The organism is Serratia ficaria (assembly GCF_900187015.1).
GTDB lineage: Bacteria > Pseudomonadota > Gammaproteobacteria > Enterobacterales > Enterobacteriaceae > Serratia > Serratia ficaria.
Map to the genome: position 1 here is coordinate 2,971,519 of NZ_LT906479.1, position 18,631 is coordinate 2,990,149.

Annotated in this window: 20 protein-coding genes; 9 read left to right on the forward strand and 11 right to left on the reverse strand. The window is 60.2% G+C overall.

Annotated features, from left to right (window positions below; all coding sequences use genetic code 11):
- Window positions 1-8: 8 nt before the first annotated feature.
- Window positions 9-767 carry a zinc ABC transporter ATP-binding protein ZnuC gene (gene znuC, locus CKW09_RS14075; protein ID WP_095097867.1) on the forward strand — a complete coding sequence of 253 codons (759 nt, stop codon included), beginning with the start codon at window positions 9-11 and terminating at the stop codon, window positions 765-767.
- Window positions 764-1,549 carry a zinc ABC transporter permease subunit ZnuB gene (gene znuB / locus CKW09_RS14080; RefSeq protein WP_061794548.1) on the forward strand — a complete coding sequence of 262 codons (786 nt, stop codon included), beginning with the start codon at window positions 764-766 and terminating at the stop codon, window positions 1,547-1,549. Before znuC ends, znuB begins: the two co-directional genes overlap by 4 nt.
- Window positions 1,550-1,599: 50 nt before the next feature.
- Here the strand turns inward: znuB and ruvB are convergent, their stop codons facing one another.
- The 7 genes from ruvB to CKW09_RS14115 form a co-directional block, all read right to left on the reverse strand.
- Window positions 1,600-2,604, reverse strand: coding sequence for a Holliday junction branch migration DNA helicase RuvB (gene ruvB / locus CKW09_RS14085; protein ID WP_061794549.1), 1,005 nt, complete (start codon window positions 2,602-2,604; stop codon window positions 1,600-1,602).
- Window positions 2,605-2,623: 19 nt separating this feature from the next.
- Entirely contained in the window at window positions 2,624-3,235 is a 612-nt protein-coding gene (gene ruvA, locus CKW09_RS14090; protein WP_061794550.1) for a Holliday junction branch migration protein RuvA, read from the reverse strand.
- A gap of 113 nt (window positions 3,236-3,348) precedes the next feature.
- Window positions 3,349-3,870 (reverse strand): crossover junction endodeoxyribonuclease RuvC, encoded by a 522-nt coding sequence (gene ruvC / locus CKW09_RS14095; protein WP_061794551.1) that lies wholly within the window; start codon window positions 3,868-3,870, stop codon window positions 3,349-3,351.
- A 73-nt stretch (window positions 3,871-3,943) separates the two neighbouring features.
- Window positions 3,944-4,687 carry a YebC/PmpR family DNA-binding transcriptional regulator gene (locus CKW09_RS14100; RefSeq protein WP_061794552.1) on the reverse strand — a complete coding sequence of 248 codons (744 nt, stop codon included), beginning with the start codon at window positions 4,685-4,687 and terminating at the stop codon, window positions 3,944-3,946.
- 16 nt (window positions 4,688-4,703) lie between these two features.
- Window positions 4,704-5,150: a dihydroneopterin triphosphate diphosphatase gene (nudB, locus tag CKW09_RS14105; protein ID WP_061794553.1), complete on the reverse strand. Its 447-nt coding sequence runs from the start codon at window positions 5,148-5,150 to the stop codon at window positions 4,704-4,706.
- Window positions 5,150-6,934: an aspartate--tRNA ligase gene (gene aspS / locus CKW09_RS14110; protein WP_095097870.1), complete on the reverse strand. Its 1,785-nt coding sequence runs from the start codon at window positions 6,932-6,934 to the stop codon at window positions 5,150-5,152. The genes nudB and aspS overlap by 1 nt, the downstream gene beginning before the upstream one ends.
- A gap of 74 nt (window positions 6,935-7,008) precedes the next feature.
- Window positions 7,009-7,239 (reverse strand): FmdB family zinc ribbon protein, encoded by a 231-nt coding sequence (locus CKW09_RS14115; protein ID WP_331712577.1) that lies wholly within the window; start codon window positions 7,237-7,239, stop codon window positions 7,009-7,011.
- A gap of 214 nt (window positions 7,240-7,453) precedes the next feature.
- Here CKW09_RS14115 and CKW09_RS14120 point away from each other — a divergent pair, with 214 nt between their 5' ends.
- The 5 genes from CKW09_RS14120 (at window position 7,454) to cmoB (ending at window position 11,207) form a co-directional block, all read left to right on the forward strand.
- Window positions 7,454-8,032 carry a hydrolase gene (locus tag CKW09_RS14120; RefSeq protein ID WP_061794555.1) on the forward strand — a complete coding sequence of 193 codons (579 nt, stop codon included), beginning with the start codon at window positions 7,454-7,456 and terminating at the stop codon, window positions 8,030-8,032.
- Window positions 8,033-8,079: 47 nt separating this feature from the next.
- Complete coding sequence (locus CKW09_RS14125; RefSeq protein WP_095100157.1) at window positions 8,080-8,895, forward strand: DUF72 domain-containing protein; 816 nt, start codon at window positions 8,080-8,082, stop codon at window positions 8,893-8,895.
- Between the two features lie 102 nt (window positions 8,896-8,997).
- On the forward strand, window positions 8,998-9,393 hold the full coding sequence (locus tag CKW09_RS14130) for an MAPEG family protein (RefSeq protein WP_004932387.1): 396 nt from the start codon (window positions 8,998-9,000) through the stop codon (window positions 9,391-9,393).
- A 102-nt stretch (window positions 9,394-9,495) separates the two neighbouring features.
- On the forward strand, window positions 9,496-10,239 hold the full coding sequence (gene cmoA / locus CKW09_RS14135) for a carboxy-S-adenosyl-L-methionine synthase CmoA (protein WP_095097873.1): 744 nt from the start codon (window positions 9,496-9,498) through the stop codon (window positions 10,237-10,239).
- Entirely contained in the window at window positions 10,236-11,207 is a 972-nt protein-coding gene (gene cmoB / locus CKW09_RS14140) for a tRNA 5-methoxyuridine(34)/uridine 5-oxyacetic acid(34) synthase CmoB (protein ID WP_095097876.1), read from the forward strand. The genes cmoA and cmoB overlap by 4 nt, the downstream gene beginning before the upstream one ends.
- Window positions 11,208-11,243: 36 nt before the next feature.
- Here the strand turns inward: cmoB and CKW09_RS14145 are convergent, their stop codons facing one another.
- From CKW09_RS14145 to cutC, 3 genes are all read right to left on the reverse strand, one after another.
- Entirely contained in the window at window positions 11,244-12,626 is a 1,383-nt protein-coding gene (locus tag CKW09_RS14145; RefSeq protein ID WP_231922049.1) for an FKBP-type peptidyl-prolyl cis-trans isomerase N-terminal domain-containing protein, read from the reverse strand.
- Window positions 12,623-13,024, reverse strand: a complete 402-nt coding sequence (locus CKW09_RS14150) for a hypothetical protein (RefSeq protein WP_095097882.1) — start codon at window positions 13,022-13,024, stop codon at window positions 12,623-12,625. Before CKW09_RS14150 ends, CKW09_RS14145 begins: the two co-directional genes overlap by 4 nt.
- Window positions 13,025-13,409: 385 nt before the next feature.
- On the reverse strand, window positions 13,410-14,168 hold the full coding sequence (gene cutC, locus CKW09_RS14155; RefSeq protein ID WP_061794561.1) for a copper homeostasis protein CutC: 759 nt from the start codon (window positions 14,166-14,168) through the stop codon (window positions 13,410-13,412).
- Window positions 14,169-14,270: 102 nt separating this feature from the next.
- Between cutC and CKW09_RS14160 the strand changes: the two genes are divergently transcribed.
- Complete coding sequence (locus tag CKW09_RS14160; protein ID WP_061794562.1) at window positions 14,271-15,419, forward strand: MalY/PatB family protein; 1,149 nt, start codon at window positions 14,271-14,273, stop codon at window positions 15,417-15,419.
- Here the strand turns inward: CKW09_RS14160 and CKW09_RS14165 are convergent.
- Window positions 15,416-15,979 (reverse strand): VOC family protein, encoded by a 564-nt coding sequence (locus CKW09_RS14165; RefSeq protein ID WP_061794563.1) that lies wholly within the window; start codon window positions 15,977-15,979, stop codon window positions 15,416-15,418. The genes CKW09_RS14160 and CKW09_RS14165 overlap by 4 nt on opposite strands.
- A 918-nt stretch (window positions 15,980-16,897) precedes the next feature.
- On the opposite strand from CKW09_RS14165, the gene argS reads away from it, so the two are divergent.
- Complete coding sequence (gene argS / locus CKW09_RS14175) at window positions 16,898-18,628, forward strand: arginine--tRNA ligase (protein ID WP_061794564.1); 1,731 nt, start codon at window positions 16,898-16,900, stop codon at window positions 18,626-18,628.
- Window positions 18,629-18,631 lie beyond the last annotated feature (3 nt).

Consider the following 18,631-nt stretch of genomic DNA (forward strand, 5'->3'; position numbering starts at 1 on the left):
ATCACGAGATGTCCACACTGATAACGCTAAAAAATATCTCCGTCACCTTCGGCAACCGCAAGGTGTTGTCGAATATTTCGCTCAGCCTGCAGCCGGGCCGTATTTTGACGCTGCTCGGCCCAAACGGCGCGGGTAAATCCACCTTGGTGCGCGTAGTGCTGGGGCTGATCTCCCCTTCCGAAGGCGCGCTGGAACGCGAGCCGGGCCTGCGCATTGGCTACGTGCCGCAAAAACTGCATCTTGACGCCACGCTGCCGCTGACCGTCAGCCGCTTTATGCGCCTCAAGCCCGGCGTCAAAAAGGCCGACATCCTGCCGGCGCTGAAGCGCGTGCAGGCGGCCCACCTGCTCGATCAGCCGATGCAAAAATTGTCCGGCGGCGAAAACCAGCGGGTGCTGCTGGCGCGCGCGCTGCTCAACAAGCCGCAGCTGCTGGTGCTGGACGAACCCACCCAGGGCGTGGACGTCAACGGCCAGCTGGCGCTGTACGGTCTAATCGACCAACTGCGCAAGGAACTGGGCTGCGCGGTGCTGATGGTCTCCCACGATCTGCATTTGGTGATGGCGAAAACCGACGAAGTGCTGTGCCTCAACCAGCATATCTGTTGCTCCGGCGCGCCTGAGGTGGTCTCGATGCACCCTGAGTTCATCGCCATGTTCGGCAACCGCGGCGCGGAGCAGCTGGCGGTCTATCGCCACCATCACAACCATCGTCACGACCTGCAGGGAAGAATTGTGTTGAAGAAAACCGGGAGTGGCGAGGCATGATCGAACTATTGTTGCCGGGCTGGTTGGCGGGCGTGTTGTTGGCCGGCGCGGCCGGGCCGCTCGGCTCATTCGTGGTCTGGCGCCGGATGTCTTACTTCGGCGATACCCTGGCGCACGCCTCTTTGCTCGGCGTGGCCTTCGGCCTGCTGCTGGACGTCAATCCGTTCTATGCGGTGATTGCCGTCACGCTGTTGCTGGCGCTGGCGCTGGTGTGGCTCGAACGCCGCCCGCAGCTTTCGGTAGACACCCTGCTCGGCATCATGGCGCACAGCGCGCTGTCGCTCGGCCTGGTGGTGGTGGCGCTGATGTCCAACGTGCGGGTCGATCTGATGGCCTATCTGTTCGGCGACCTGCTGTCGGTTACCCTGAGCGACATCGTCATGATCGCCGGCGGCGTGGCGGTGGTGCTGCTGGTGCTATGGTGGCAATGGCGTGATCTGCTGTCGATGACCATCAGCCCGGAGCTGGCGCACGTCGACGGCGTCAACCTGGCGCGCGCGCGCACCGTGCTGATGCTGGTCACCGCCCTGACCATCGGTCTGGCGATGAAGTTCGTCGGCGCGCTGATCATCACTTCGCTGCTGATTATTCCCGCCGCCACCGCCCGTCGCTTTGCGCGCACGCCGGAACAGATGGCCGGCGTCGCGGTGCTGATCGGCATGCTGGCGGTCACCGGCGGGCTGACCTTCTCGGCGTTTTACGACACGCCGGCCGGGCCTTCGGTGGTGTTGAGCGCCGCGCTGCTGTTTGTGCTGAGCCTGTTTCGCCAACAGCAGGCCTGATCCTGCCGGGTGATATGACAAGGGCCGCATCAGCGGCCCTTTTTTATGGCTTATTCTTCGCGCTCGATGCCGAAGTGCCGATAGGCGTGATGGGTCGCCATGCGGCCGCGCGGCGTGCGCTGGATAAACCCCTGCTGGATCAGGAAGGGTTCGATCACGTCTTCGATGGTTTCCCGCTCTTCGCCGATCGCCGCCGCCAGGTTATCCAGCCCGACCGGGCCGCCGGTGAACTTGTCGATAATCGCCAACAGCAGTTTACGGTCCATATAGTCGAAGCCTTCGGCATCGACGTTGAGCATATCCAGCGCCTGCATCGCCACCGCGCCGTTGAGCACGCCATTGGCGCGCACCTCGGCGAAGTCGCGCACCCGGCGCAGCAGGCGGTTGGCGATGCGCGGCGTACCGCGCGCGCGGCGCGCCACCTCATGGGCGCCGTCATCCGACAGGTCTATCCCCAGGCAGTTGGCGCTGCGCGAAACGATGTGCTGCAGATCGGCCACCTGATAAAACTCCAGCCGCTGCACTATGCCGAAACGATCGCGCAGCGGCGCCGTCAGCGAACCGGCGCGGGTGGTGGCGCCCACCAGGGTAAACGGCGGCAGATCGAGCTTAATCGAACGCGCGGCCGGGCCTTCGCCGATCATGATATCCAGCTGATAGTCTTCCATCGCCGGATACAGCACCTCTTCCACCACCGGCGACAGGCGGTGGATCTCATCGATAAACAGCACGTCGTGCGGTTCGAGGTTGGTCAGCATCGCCGCCAAATCCCCCGCCTTCTCCAGCACCGGGCCGGAAGTGGTGCGCAGGTTAACCCCCATTTCGTTGGCGACAATGTTGGCCAGCGTGGTTTTCCCCAGCCCCGGCGGGCCGAAGATCAGCAAATGGTCCAGCGCGTCGCCGCGCTGCTTGGCCGCCTGAATAAAGATTTCCATCTGTTCGCGCACGTGCGGTTGGCCGACGTATTCGGCCAGCAGCTTCGGACGGATGGCGCGATCGAGAATGTCTTCCTCGGTGATCGGCTCGGCGGAAATCAGGCGATCGGCTTCAATCATTGTCTGCCCCTTGTCGACCTTAGAGCGCGGCGCGCAGCGCGTCGCGGATCAGGGTTTCGCAATCGGCGCCCGGCTTGGCGATTTTGCTGACCATGCGGCTGGCTTCCTGCGGTTTATAACCCAGCGCCACCAGCGCCGAGGCCGCTTCGGCTTCGGCATCCACTTCGGCGGCGTTGGCGGCGGCCGGCAGCGCGATTTCGCTGCTGTTGTTGAACAGGTCGCCGTTGAGCCCTTTGAAGCGGTCCTTCATTTCCACCACCAGGCGCTCGGCGGTTTTCTTGCCTACGCCCGGCAGCTTGACCAGGGCGGTGATCTCTTCGCGTTCGACCGCGCTGACGAACTGCTGCGCCGACATGCCGGACAAGATAGCCAGCGCCAGCTTCGGCCCGACGCCGTTGACCTTGATCAGCTCGCGGAACAGCGCGCGCTCCTGCTTGTCGTTGAAGCCGTACAGCAACTGGGCGTCTTCACGCACCACGAAGTGGGTAAACACGATAGCCTCTTGCCCCAGTTCCGGCAGCTCATAAAAGCAGGTCATCGGCATATGCACTTCATAACCGACGCCGTTCGCCTCCAGTAACACCAGCGGCGGCTGCTTTTCCAGAATATTTCCCCTGAGACGACCTATCATTTACCCTCCTGCAGAATTCCTGAGCATGGCTCACTGCCATGCCGTGCAGCTAAAGCTTATAACATAAAAAAGGCTGGATGAATATCCAGCCTGAATGTTCACCGGCGTTGCCTTCAGCGTAACCGCCCGCGCGCCAGGTTCAATCGCCCTTCGCTCATCCGCAGCACGTTCTGGCTGAGATGGCAATGGGTGATGGCGATGGCCAGCGCATCGGCGGCGTCCGCCTGCGGATTGGCCGACAGCTTCAGCAGCGAGCGCACCATATGCTGCACCTGCGCCTTTTCGGCCGCCCCGGTGCCCACCACGGTTTGCTTGACCTGCCGCGCCGCGTATTCGAACACTTCCAGGTTCTGGTTAACCGCCGCGACAATCGCCACGCCGCGCGCCTGGCCGAGCTTGAGCGCCGAATCCGGGTTCTTGGCCATAAACACCTGTTCGATGGCGAAAAAGTCCGGTTGGAACTGGGTGATGATTTCGCTGACGCCGGCATAAATCAGCTTAAGCCGCGTCGGCATGTCGTCCACCACCGTGCGAATGCAGCCGCTGGCGATATAGCTCAGCTGGCGGCCCTGCTGGCGGATAAGTCCGTAGCCGGTGATACGTGAACCGGGATCGATACCGAGTATGATCGCCATCTCTACCACCACCTTGCGTTAAGCGTAGGTTCCGCCCGGCGCTGCCGCGTGGCAGCGCCGTACATCAACGTCATTACAGCGTCGCCGCAACCTCGTCGGAGATCTCACCGTTGTGGTAAACCTCCTGCACGTCGTCGCAGTCTTCCAGCATATCGATCAGGCGCAGCAGCTTAGGCGCGGTTTCCGCGTCCATGTCGGCCTTGGTCGATGGGATCATCGACACTTCCGCCGCTTCCGCTTCAAAACCGGCGGCGGTCAGCGCGTCTTTCACTTCGCCCAGATTTTCCCAGGCGGTAAACACGTCGATGGCGCCGTCGTCGTAGCTGACGATGTCTTCCGCGCCGGCTTCCAGCGCCGCTTCCATCACGCTGTCTTCATCCAGGCCCGGCGCGTAGGCGATCACGCCCTTCTTGGTGAACAGATACGCGACCGAGCCGTCGGTGCCCAGGTTGCCGCCGCATTTGGTGAAGGCGTGGCGCACTTCCGCTACGGTACGGTTGCGGTTGTCGCTCAGGCATTCGATCATCACGGCGGTGCCGCCCGGACCGTAGCCTTCATAGATGATGGTTTCCATGTTGGTATCATCATCGCCGCCGACGCCGCGCGCGATAGCGCGGTTCAGGGTGTCGCGCGTCATATTGTTGGACAGCGCCTTGTCGATCGCCGCACGCAGACGCGGGTTAGCCCCCGGATCGCCACCGCCCAGTTTCGCGGCGGTAACCAGCTCGCGAATAATTTTGGTGAAAATTTTGCCGCGCTTGGAATCCTGCGCCGCTTTACGGTGTTTGGTGTTGGCCCACTTACTATGACCTGCCATAAAAATCTCCGAAAAATTACTGGACTGAATTAATCACAAACTCTTCAATCGCCTGCTGATTGCTCCATGACTTGGTCAACTTCACGGCTTCCGCCGCCTCAAGCCATCGGTAAGCGTGATGCTCGGTAATGACCGGATCGCGCTCTTCGGGCAAAGCCAGACAGAACCAGTGCTCTTTATTGCGCGTGGTTCCCGGGGCATAGCGATGTCGCAAATGGACAAAGAGTTCAAACTCCACGCAGCGCTGGCAATCGAACAACGGCAGATGCTCTGCTTCGATATCGATGCCGACTTCTTCCATGACCTCACGCCGCGCGGCATGCGGCGGCGACTCATCCTGCTCCAGGCTGCCGGTGACCGACTGCCAGAATTCGGTATCGTCGCGCCGCTGTAACATCAGCACCCGTCCACTGGATTTCGCATAAATCACTACCAGAATAGATTCGGGGCGCTTGTAGTTCATCACTCGCTCTCTTGCTCAGCGGAGGCTTTCTTCACCACGCTGATCGCCAGCTCCTGCAGCGACGCCGGGTTGGCGAAGCTCGGCGCATCGGTCATCAAACAGGCCGCGGCGGTGGTTTTCGGGAAGGCTATCACGTCGCGGATGTTGTCGGTGCCGGTCAGCAGCATCACCAGGCGATCCAGGCCGAAGGCCAGGCCGGCGTGCGGCGGCGTGCCGTACTTCAGCGCATCCAGCAGGAAGCCGAACTTCTCGCGCTGTTCGTGTTCGTCGATGCCCAGAATGCTGAACACCGTCTGCTGCATTTCGCTGCGGTGAATACGCACCGAACCGCCGCCCACTTCGTAACCGTTAATCACCATGTCGTAGGCGTTGGCGATGGCGTTGGTCGGCGTGCCGGCCAGCTGTTCCGGGCTCATGTCGCGCGGCGCGGTGAACGGATGGTGCATCGCCGCCAGGCCGCCCTCGCCGTCTTCTTCAAACATTGGGAAGTCAACCACCCACAGCGGCGCCCAGCGGTCCAGCTGGGTCAGCTCGAGGTCGCGGCCCAGCTTCAGACGCAGCGCGCCCATCGCGTCGGTCACAATCTTGACGCTGTCGGCGCCGAAGAACAGGATATCGCCGGTCTGCGCGTTGGTGCGCGCCAGAATAGCTTCCAGCACTTCCGCGCTGAGGAATTTGGCGATCGGGCTTTGCACGCCGTCCATGCCGGCGGCGCGATCGTTGACCTTCAGCCATGCCAGCCCTTTGGCGCCGTAGATGTTGACGAAGGCGCCGTATTCGTCGATCAGTTTGCGGGTCAGCTGTGCGCCGCCCGGAACGCAGATCGCCGCGACGCGGCCCTTGGCGTCGTTAGCCGGGCCGGAGAACACCTTGAACTCGACGTCTTTCACCAGGTCGGCCACGTCCACCAGCTCCAGCGGGTTGCGCAGGTCCGGCTTGTCGGATCCGTAACGACGCATGGCTTCTGCGAAGGTCATCACCGGGAAGTTGCCCAGATCCACGCCCTTCACGTCCAGCCACAGTTCACGCGCCAGTTTTTCCATCACTTCACGCACCTGTTCGGCGGTCATGAAGGAGGTCTCGACGTCGATCTGGGTGAATTCCGGCTGGCGGTCAGCGCGCAGGTCTTCGTCGCGGAAGCATTTAACAATCTGATAGTAACGGTCGAAACCTGACATCATCAGCAGCTGCTTAAACAGCTGCGGGGACTGCGGCAGCGCGTAGAACTTGCCTTTGTGCACGCGGCTCGGCACCAGATAGTCGCGGGCGCCTTCCGGCGTGGCCTTGGTCAGCATCGGGGTTTCGATGTCGAGGAAGCCGTGGTCGTCCATAAAGCGGCGCACGAAGCTGGTGATCTTGGCGCGGGTTTTCAGGCGATCGGCCATTTCCGGGCGGCGCAAGTCCAGGTAGCGGTATTTCAGACGCGCTTCTTCGCTGTTCACCTGGTTGGAATCCAGCGGCAGCGGTTCGGAGCGGTTGATGATCTCCAGCGCATGCGCGAAGACTTCCACCTCGCCGGTGGCCATATCTTTATTGATCTGGCTGTCCGGACGCGCACGCACGGTGCCGACGATCTGGATGCAGAATTCATTGCGCAGGTCATAGGCCTTGTCGAACGCCACTTTCTGGTCCGGATCGAAGAACACCTGCACGATGCCTTCGCGGTCGCGCATATCAATAAAGATCAGGCCGCCGAGATCGCGACGACGGTTGACCCAACCACAGAGTGTGACTTCCTGGCCTACGTGGGACAGATTCAACTGCCCGCAATATTCAGTACGCATACGCTATCCTTTTACACAGCCGATGCCGCGCCGGGCCGCAATGCCCCTGTCGCGCGGCGGTTATCTGATGAACTCTACCTGTTGCCCGGTTTAAAATCTGTCGCATACCACCCGGTTCCCTTGAGCTGGAAGCCGGTAGCGGAGATTAACTTGGTTAACGCGGGCTGCCCACACGCCGGACAGTCTGTCAGCGGCGCGTCGGAAAATTTTTGCAATTTCTCTAACCGATGGCTGCAAGCACCACATGCATATTCGTAAATCGGCATAGGTCGTTGGATTAAAGAGTGTCGAAAAAAGGGGGCCATTATAAAGGAAATTCATGCGGCAGATAAGTGCGAACACAGCTTTGTTGCTGCACTAAATGGCGCGTTTTTGTTCGAAGTAACACATTGGTTAACAAATTTCCCATTAACCCGTGACGCTTTTTTCACGTAGCCTGAGTCTCCCCGGTTTAGCGCGCCGCCGCGTGCGCGCGCCTTCCTGAGTGAATTTTATCCACTTCGCAATGAGATGAATCCCATGCTGAAACTTGATGCCCAAACCACCGCTCTGGTGCTGATTGACTTGCAAAACGGCATTCTGCCCTACGCCGGCGGGCCGCACAGCGCCGAGCAGGTGGTGTCCAACGCCGCCCTTCTCGCCGCCCGTTTTCGCCTGCTGGGCGCGCCGGTTTTCCTGGTGCGCGTCGGGTGGTCCGATTCCTTCGCCGAAGCGTTGAAGCAGCCGGTGGACCAGCCGGCCCCTGCCCCTGCGGGCGGTCTGCCGGCCAGCTGGTGGGAGTTCCCCGCGCAGCTGGCGGTCAGCGACAGCGATGTTCGGGTCACCAAACGCCAATGGGGCGCCTTCTACGGCACCGACCTCGATCTGCAGCTGCGCCGTCGCGGCGTCAAATCCGTGGTGCTGTGCGGGATATCCACCAATATCGGCGTGGAATCCACCGCCCGCGCCGCCTGGGAACATGGCTATGAATTGCTGATCGCCGAAGATGCCTGCAGCGCGCAGAACGGTGAAATGCACCGGTTCGCCGTCGACAATATCTTCCCTCGCCTGGCGCGGGTGCGCAGCACCGGTGAAATTCTTGCCGCGCTCGACCAGTAACGTTAAGTTGTAGCCTGACGAGATAAATTAAGGAAGATGGCGCGTTGATCTACATCGGACTACCACAGTGGCAGCACGCAGCCTGGAACCGCATCGGGCTGCGTGATCTGGCGGACTACAGCCGTTATTTCAACTGCGTGGAAGGCAACACCACCTTTTACGCACTGCCCAAACAGGAAATCGTGCAGCGCTGGCGCGATATGACCGGCGATGACTTTCGTTTTTGCTTCAAATTCCCCTCGGACATCAGCCATAAGGCCGCGCTGCGCAACTGCGGCGCCGAGCTGCAGGCGTTTTATCAGTGTCTGAGCCCGATACATCAGCGCATCGGCCAGCTGTGGCTGCAGCTGCCTTCGGCCTTCGGCCCTGACGAATTGCCGCGCCTGTGGCAGTTTTTCGACCCGCTGCCGAAAACCTTCACCTACGGCGTGGAAGTGCGCCACCCGGCGTTCTTCGCCAAAGGAGAAGCAGAACGCCTGTTGAATCAGGGGCTGCATCAGCGCGGTATCAATCGGGTGATCCTCGACAGCCGCCCGGTGCACCATGCCGCCCCCAACAGCGCGGCGGTGCGCGACGCGCAGCAGAAAAAACCGAAGCTGCCGGTGCATGCGCTGGTGACCGCCGGCCAACCGCTGGTGCGCTTTATCGGTGGCGACCTGCTGGCCGATAACCTGCGCTGGTTCGACGCCTGGCAGCAGAAGCTGCCGCTCTGGCAACAACGGCATCAGCCTTATCTGTTCATTCATACGCCGGACAACGGCGACTCGCCGCAGCAGGCGCAAAAAATCTGGCAACAGCTGCGCCAGGCGATCCCCGATTTGCCCGCGCCGCCGGACTGGCCGGAGCAGGATGCACTGTTTTGACCTATTAATCTGACCAATAGCATCAGATTTTTCCTCGCGACAGTGAATACAATGACGGCTATGATGCTGGCTGCCAGTTTTGGTTAGGGAATGGAGTGAAAAATGGTAAGCGCGCTTTATGTTGTGCTCGGCGCATTGTTGTTGATCAAACTCTCATATGACGTGGTCAGATTAAGGATGCAGTACCGTGTCGCCTACGGAGACGGCGGTTTCTATGAGTTACAGACCGCCATCCGCGTGCACGGCAACGCCGTAGAATACATTCCCATCGCCGCAGTGCTGTTGGTGATTATGGAAATGAACGGTGCGGAGATCTGGATGATCCACCTCTGCGGCCTGATGCTGATGGCCGGGCGTCTGGTTCATTACTACGGCCTGCGTAATCGCGAGGTCCGCTGGCGCCGTTCCGGCATGGCTGCGACCTATATTTCGTTGTTGTTGATGGTTCTGGCGAATATTTTCTATCTGCCCTGGGATCTGATTTTCAGCCTGCACTGATCCCCGTTAATCATCAGGCGGCCCCGCCGCCTGCTTCCGCTCCGCTTTCTTGCGGTTATCTGTTAGAATACGCCCCTTCGAATTCTGAACTTATTTGCCGCTATGCCAAACCGCGATACTCTTTTCTCCGCCCCCATCGCCAAACTGGGCGACTGGACCTTCGACGAACGCGTCGCAGAAGTGTTCCCCGACATGATCCAGCGTTCCGTTCCCGGCTATTCCAACATCATTTCGATGATTGGCATGCTGGCCGAACGCTTCGTGCAACCCGGCAGCCAGGTTTACGATCTCGGCTGTTCGCTGGGCGCGGCGACGCTGTCGATGCGGCGGAATATCAAGGTGGCGGATTGCAAAATCATCGCCATCGATAACTCCCCGGCGATGGTCGAGCGCTGTCGGCGGCATATCGACGCCTTTCGCGCCGACACGCCGGTTGAGGTTATCGAAGCCGATATTCTCGACGTCAATATTGAAAACGCCTCGATGGTGGTGCTGAACTTTACCCTGCAGTTCCTTGAGCCGGCCGATCGGCTGCGCCTGCTGGAGCAGGTGTATCGCGGCCTGCGGCCGGGCGGCGCGCTGGTGCTGTCGGAAAAATTCAGCTTTGAAGACGCCGACGTCGGCGAACTGCTGTTCAACATGCACCACGATTTCAAACGCGCCAACGGCTATAGCGAGCTCGAGATCAGCCAGAAACGCAGCATGCTGGAAAACGTGATGCTGACCGACTCGGTTGAGGCGCATAAGGCGCGCCTGCAACGGGCCGGCTTTAAACATGCCGAAGTGTGGTTCCAGTGCTTTAACTTCGGCTCGCTGATCGCCCTGAAAGCGGGAGACGCCCAATGATCGAGTTCGGTGATTTCTACCAGCGCATCGCCAAGAGCAACCTAAGCCACTGGCTGGACACCCTGCCCGCCCAGCTCAGCGCCTGGCAGCGCGAATCGCTGCACGGCAAGTTCAAGCAGTGGTTCAATTCGGTGGAGCATCTGCCGCTCCTGACCCCGACCCGTCTCGATCTGCTGCACGGCGTGCGCGCCGAAATGGAGCCGGGCCTGTCGCCGGGCCAGCTGGAAGGCATTGAAAAAATGCTGCGCACCATGATGCCCTGGCGCAAAGGCCCCTTCTCGCTGTACGGCATCGACATCGATACCGAATGGCACTCCGACTGGAAGTGGGATCGCGTGTTGCCGCACATTTCCCCGTTGGCCGGGCGCACCATTCTCGACGTCGGCTGCGGCAGCGGCTACCACCTGTGGCGGATGATCGGCGCCGGCGCTCATCTGGCGGTCGGTATTGATCCGATGCAGCTGTTCCTGTGCCAGTTCGAAGCGGTGCGCAAACTGCTGGGCGGCGATCAGCGCGCTCACCTGCTGCCGCTCGGCATCGAACAGCTGCCGGAACTGGCGGCGTTTGACACGGTGTTCTCGATGGGCGTGCTGTATCACCGCCGTTCGCCGCTGGATCACCTCTATCAACTGAAAAATCAGCTGGTTTCCGAGGGTGAGCTGGTGCTGGAAACCCTGGTGGTGGAGGGCGATGCCAATCAGGTATTGGTGCCGGGCGACCGCTACGCGCAGATGCGCAACGTTTATTTTATCCCTTCGGCCCAGGCGCTGAAGTGCTGGCTGGAGAAATGCGGTTTCGTCGACGTGAAAATCGCCGACATGTGCGTAACCAGCACCGAAGAGCAACGCCGCACCGACTGGATGACCAGCGAGTCGCTGGCCGAATTCCTCGATCCCAACGACCGCAGCAAAACGGTCGAAGGTTATCCGGCGCCGCTGCGCGCCGTGTTGGTGGCCAAAAAGCCGTAACCGATACTGCCGGGGCCTGGCCTGCCAGGCCCTGCGTTATCCCTTCCCTACGTCGACAATCCGCAGCTGGTACACCATGGTGGCGTTTGGCGGAATTTGCGGCGGATAGCCCGCTTCGCCGTAGGCCAGCGCCGAAGGAACCACCATGGTCAAGGAACCGTGGTTTTTCAGATAGCCGATAGCTTCGCGGAATAACGGCGGAAAGGCCGACAATGGCTGGGAAAGCACTTTGCCGCTGCGGTCCATATCCTGAATGACGCGGCCACCGGCCAGCGTTTCTTTCACCACCACAGACACCAAAGCATTTTCAGGGATCGCTTCATCCCCCGCGTAGTCCAGCCGATACCAGAAGCCGGACGAGGATTTTTTTATGCCCTTCTTCTTGCGGAACTCGGCGATGAAGGATTCCCCCTTGGCCAGCTGTTCCTTAGCCGATTTGTCCCGCGCTTGATTCACCGCTTTTTCCGAGTCCGCCAGGGCGCTGGCCAACAACGCCTCATTCAACTGATAGCGCCCGCTGAAGGTATCGATCACCCCCGCCAACAGTGCGTCCTTGTCCGGCGTGACGCCCCAGCTCTGGCGCTCCGCCAGCAGGGCCTGAATATCCCGCCCCAGCGCGACGCCTGCGGCGTAGCTCTGCTGTCCCTGCGGTTTTTTCAGCGTCTGGCCATCCGGCAATAGCCTGGCGCGAGCGCGCAGCCCGTCGATTTCATCGCGCAACGCCTTCTGCGACTGATTGGCGGCCGTCAATGCCTGCTCGGCCTCGACGGCCTGTTTTTTTGCCGCATCCAGCCGCTGCGTTGATTGCGCGTTGTCTTCCGCCGCCCTGGAGAGGCGTTGTTGCAAAGCTTCAGCCTGCGTTAACCGGGCCTTTTCCTGCTGCTGAAGCTGAGTCACTTGTTGCCGAAGCTCGGCCACCGTCTTGGCGGAATCCGCCTTTTGCTGCGCCAGCGCCGCCCTGGCCCGGGCGATCAGCGCCTGCGCCTGTTGCTCCTGCGGCGTCAGGTTAAGCGCCTGGCGCACGCCGCTGGCCAACGCGCCGAGCGCGGCCAGATCCGGCTTGACCGGCGGCGGATCGGCGGCCGTCAGCGCCGTGGCAACGCGCAGCGCCGTCAATTCCTGCTGCAGAGACTGGATTGTCGCCTGCTGGCGCTCCAGCTGGCCGCTCTTTTCTCGCAGCGCCTTCTGGGCGAGCGCCCACTGCTGCCGGCCGGCGGCGGACGCCCTGGTTTTGACCGCCGGCTGTTGCGCCGCCGGCGACGGCGGTTTGTCTGCCGGCTGCGGCGGCGGATCCTGCCGATGATACTGCTCGGCAAACTGCAGCAAGGCGGGCACGCCGTCATCCGCATGCAGCGCATGGGGCGCCGCCATCAGCGGCAACATCAGGCTTAAAAGCGCCAGCCGGGAACGTGGGCTCATTGGATGCGCTCTCCCCGTTCGGCGAGACCGGTCATCATGGTGGTGCTTATTTCAACGCAGGTGCGGCTGATGCGGTAGCGATACAATGCGTCGACGGTTTCCTGGGTGTCGGTGTTGACCCGCGGCCGCACCCCGGCGTACTGCGCGGCTCCGCTCATCAACGCATCGAATTCGCGTTTGTACTTTTGATATTTCTCGGGATCCATATTGCGCATGGCCTCGAGCTCACGTTGGCACTGCTGGATACGTTCAGCCTCGCGCCGTTTTTTATCCTGCTCCGCCGTTTCCGTTGCACTGACTTTATTCACTGCCGCCGCCGGTCGTTTGGCGTTTTGGCAACCGGCCAACGTCATGGCCAGCAAAAGTGATGCGGTTAAGCAATATGCCGATCGGGTCATTGTAGTTATCTCCTTGTTAAATCCGACAGAACGTCCCTGCTGCAAAGGCGGCGGTATTTCCCGCCATTCATTCACTTAATTGATACACAACCAACATCATATTCAAGATTTTGATATTAAAGGGTTTTTTTAAAAAACAAATTTATCAGCCGCTAATAACAAGGGCAAGGAAATATATAATATCCATCATGATTAACCGCCGGGCACCGACTTATCGTCACGTTTGATCCCGCACCTTATTTACGCCGTTGCCCTGTTGGCGAGATAAAAAAAGCCCCGGCAAAACGCCGGGGCCTGGTACTCGCGTGATCGCCGAAGGATCAGTGACACGCCAAGGGGGCTTTGCGGCCCGGAAACCGGTTTTCAAACGCGGTTAGCTGCGTGTTCATGCGCTTTGCGCCAAGGGGTCGACCAAGGCCAGAGCGCTTTTCATCGCCTCCACCATTTCGCCATCCACGCAATAATGGCTAAATTCATCAAATTCATTGTCGGAACACATGGTGACGCCCGCTTTGCGATAACGCATGGTGGAAGGCACCGCATGGCCCGACGAGCTGTGCAATTCCTGAATGCCGATATCGACAAACTTGTGCAGGTTGCTGAGACGCACCCCGGCGCCCGCCATGATCACCGGCCCCTGGCTGGCATGCAGCAGATCTCTCAGCAGCGGCAGGCCCAGTTCGGCATTTTGCTGCTGCCCCGAGGTCAGAATGCGCGCCACGCCGAGCTGCGTCAGTTGATCGAGGGCCACCATCGGGTTCTGGCACATGTCGAAGGCGCGGTGGAAGGTCACCGCCATGTGGCCGCACAGTTGCATCACCTCACGCATGCGCGGCAGGTCAATATGCCCTTCGTCATCCAGCATGCCGACCACCACGCCGGGGAAGCCCATATCGCGGATCTGGACAATGTCTTGCTTGATCACGTCGAAATCCACCGCGCCGTAGCAAAAATCGCCCGCGCGCGGGCGAACGATCGGATGCACCGGGACCCTGACCCTGTCGCGCGCCAAACGCAGCGTGCCGTAGCTCGGCGTTAAACCGCCCTCGCTCTGGCTGGCGCACAACTCGATGCGGTCGGCCCCCGCCCGCTCAGCCGTCAGCGCGCAGTCGACGCTAAAGCAGCAAACTTCCAGTTTAATCATTGTCACCCCCAGATGACGGCCAACATGCGACGGCAATTGTTCATTTCTCAATTTCTCACGTAGGCTCATGCATAAGGCACAAACCGGCTCAGGCTTCTAACTATGGCATTCAATTTTGATCAATGGGTAGACCGTAGTCACAGTGACAGCGTTAAGTGGGACAAATATCACGATCGCGACGTTATTCCGCTGTGGGTCGCCGACAGCGACTTCCGAGCGCCGCCGGCGGTGATCGACGCGCTGCGGCAACGCGTGGCGCACGGCGTGTTCGGCTACAGCCACCCTTCCCATGATCTTGTTGAGGTTTTTACCCGCCGCATGGTAGAGCGCTACGGTTGGCGCATCAAGCCCGAATGGATCATTTTTCTGCCCGGCCTGGTCTGCGGCCTGAATCTTTGCGTACGCGCCTATACCGCAGAACAGGAAGGCACGCTGGCGCCTTCGCCTATCTACCCGCCGTTTCGCAAGGCGGCGAAATTCGCCGGCCGCCGGCAGCTGCCGGTGCCGCTGGCGCTGGTCAATCAGCGCTGGCTGCTGGATCTCCCGGCGATAGAGGCGCAGCTCGACGGCAAGGAGAAGCTGCTGTTGCTGTGTAACCCGCAAAACCCGGGCGGCACCGCGTATCGCCGCGAGGAACTGTTGCAGCACCACGACTTCGCGCGCAAACACGGGCTGATCGTGTGCTCGGATGAAATTCACTGTGACCTGCTGCTCGAGCCGGACGTGCGGCATATCCCCTTCGCCACGCTGAACGAAGACGCCGCCCAGCGCAGCATCACGCTGATGTCGCCGTCGAAGACCTTCAATATCGCCGGGCTGGGCGCGTCAATGGCGATTATCCCCAATGCCGCCCTGCGCCAACGGCTGCAGCGCGCGCGCAACGGCATCGTGCCGGACGTCGATCTGCTGGCGCTGGTCGCCGCCCAGGCGGCGTATCAGCATGGGCAACCCTGGCTGGACGAGCAGCTGCTGTATTTGCGCGCCAACCGCGATGTGGTGACCGAGCGTATCAATGCCATGCCCGGGCTGCGCCTGCCGCCGTTCGAGGCCAGCTATCTGGCGTGGATCGACTGCAGCGAACTGAAGGTGGATAACCCGCACGCCTTTTTCGAACAGGCCGGCGTGGGGCTCAGCCCCGGGCTGGATTTCGGCAACCGCCGCTTTGTGCGCCTGAATTTCGGCTGCCGGCGCGCGTTGCTGAACGAAGCGCTGGACCGCATGGCGCAGGCCTGCGCGTCGTTACCGCCTTAGGCCCGTTCGCTGGCGACGATTTCACGGATGGAATAAGGATGAAACTTTATCGTCACGCTGCCGTCGGTGATGGCCAGAGTCGGATTAGGCAATCGCTCGCCCTCGCCCCGGGGTGAGCTCTGTTTCAGTTTGATCCCCGGCGCCAGCAGCGCGTCGTCGGCCAGGTGGCTCAGCGCCCGCGCATGCAGCGTGGCGGGATCGCCGCGCAGCACCAGCTCGACGTGTTCCCACCCCTCATGCGGATAGCGTTTTTCGCCCGGATACGGCAATTCTACGCAATCAATCTGCCACGGTCCGACGTTCAGCGGCCGCTGCAGATCAAACAGGCAGATCGGGCGACCATTAATCACCGACTCGGAAAGCAGCGAAGCGCACCGCATCAGGCCCTGGCGCCAACGATCGGCGGTGGCGTTTTGGTGACAGCGCACCGAGATGTGATCGGCGCCGAATAGTGACAGGTCGAGCTGCAGCTTCGCGGCAAATCGGCTCAGCGCCCGTTCAAAACGCGGCAGGTCGAGTGCGAGATCGTCAAGTTCTGTGATGGCCTGCAAAGGGGTCATGGGGTCCTCAAACAACGGAATGCGAATTCAAGCGCCGTAATTTACACCGAGCACGCGCGAGCCGCCATGGTTGCCTGCGCCGCCAGGGGAAATTTCCCTATTCCGCAAGGCCAATTACGGCATATCCATAGTCGGAAATCGAAAAGGCACAAAAGAATAAAAACCATTACCCTATTCAGAGATTAATTTGAAATTGTCACAATTTAATTAAAAATCAGAATTTTCCCAAGTGATTATAGCTTTTACTTATGACAAGAAGATTTAAGGAATTGGCCATTTCGCGCATCACAACCATTGAACCCGCCAGCATAAATCGCCCCCTGATAAAGTCCCGAAAAATTACCCGTCAAACATGCAGATAAAATCAACTTTTGGCGAAAAAACCGCACTAAGTCATTGTGTTTACTGATTGATAACATCCCCGACACTAAGGATTATCTTAAATGGAATTTAACTAATTGCTTCGCAATAGCAATTAAGCTACTTTGGGCTAAAGCTGAATTTGAGATAATTACCATGATTCTATTAATGATATCCCTTGTCCTCATTGCCGTTGCCGCTTACGCTATTTATCGCCATTTCAAGTCACGCCGCACCAGCTCCCTGGATGGCGGACGCCGCAATAAAAAACACTAGTTACTTCACGCTTACCCCACTTTCATTTTACTCCCTATTACCCCACTCGCTGCTGCTTATCCTCCGTCCATGTCCCCCACGGCATCCCTTACTGGCGAAGCAAAATCCCCGCGTCGGCTCTTTCATTTAGGGCCGCGCCAACTGCTGACGCGCTTCATCAGATCGGTTACAATTACAGGCTGTTTTGTGGTGGGTCGCCGTTTCGGCGCGCGGCCCGGCAACCACCTTTGAATCCCGCAGGGGCATGGCACAAGGCCCCTCGTTCGTTATTAAGGTAACCCGGTGAATATTCAGGTTCTTCTCTCAGATAAAGTCAGCCAGGCGCTGATTGCCGCAGGCGCGCCAGCCGATTGCGAGGCGCAGGTCCGTCAGTCAGCCAAAGCGCAGTTTGGTGATTATCAGGCCAACGGCGTCATGTCGGTCGCCAAGAAGCTCGGCATGCCGCCGCGCCAGCTGGCGGAAAAAGTGGTGCAGCTGCTGGAGCTCGGCGACGTCGCCAGCAAAGTGGAAATCGCCGGCCCCGGCTTTATCAATATCTTCCTGAATAGCGACTGGGTCGCCCGCCAGGCTGATCTGGTGCTGAACGCGCCGAAACTGGGCATCGCGCCGGTTGAGCCGCAAACCATCGTTATCGACTACTCGGCGCCGAACGTGGCGAAAGAAATGCACGTCGGCCACCTGCGCTCCACCATTATCGGCGACGCTGCGGCGCGTACCCAGGAGTTCCTGGGCCATAAGGTGATCCGCGCCAACCACGTGGGCGACTGGGGCACCCAGTTCGGCATGCTGATCGCCTACCTGGAAAAAATGCAGAATGAGAACGCCAGCGATATGGGCCTGTCCGATCTGGAGCAGTTCTATCGCGAGGCCAAGAAACATTACGACGAAGACGCCGCGTTCGCCGAGCGCGCGCGCGCTTACGTGGTCAAGCTGCAGGGCGGCGATCAATACTGCCTGCAGATGTGGCGCAAGCTGGTCGACATCACCATGGCGCAAAATCAGCTGACCTATAATCGCCTGAACGTCACCCTGACCGAAGACGACGTGATGGGCGAAAGCCTGTACAACGCGATGCTGCCGGGCATCGTCGCCGATCTGAAAGCCAAGGGGCTGGCGGTGGAAAGCGAAGGCGCCACCGTGGTGTTCCTCGACGAATACCAGAACAAGGACGGTGAGCCGATGGGCGTCATCATCCAGAAAAAGGACGGCGGCTACCTGTACACCACCACCGACATCGCCTGCGCCAAATACCGTTACGAAACGCTGGGCGCCAACCGCGTGCTGTACTACATCGACTCGCGTCAGCACCAACATCTGATGCAGGCCTGGACCATCGTGCGCAAGGCCGGCTACGTGCCGGAATCTGTGTCGCTGGAGCACCACATGTTCGGCATGATGCTGGGCAAAGACGGCAAACCGTTCAAAACCCGCTCCGGCGGCACGGTGAAACTGTCCGATCTGCTGGATGAAGCCATCGAACGCGCCGGCCAGCTGATCGCCGGCAAGAATCCGGACATGCCGGCGGAAGAGATGCAGCAGGTGGCGCGGGTGGTGGGCATCGGCGCGGTCAAATACGCCGACCTGTCGAAAAGCCGCACCACCGACTACGTCTTCGACTGGGACAACATGCTGGCCTTCGAAGGCAACACCGCGCCATATATGCAATATGCTTATACTCGCGTGGCCTCGGTATTCAAACGCGCCGGGATCGACGAAAGCGGCCTGACGCTGCCGCTGGTGATGACCGAGGAGCGTGAAATCGCCCTGGCCACCCGCCTGCTGCAGTTCGAAGAGATCCTCACTGCCGTGGCGCGCGAAGGCACCCCGCACGTCATGTGCAGCTACCTGTACGATCTGGCCGGCCTGTTCTCCGGCTTCTACGAACACTGCCAGATCCTCAATGCCGACAGCGAAGAAGCGCGTCAAAGCCGCCTGAAGCTGGCGCTGTTGACCTCGCGGACGCTGAAAACCGGCCTGGATACCCTGGGTATCGAAACCGTCGAGCGCATGTAACGC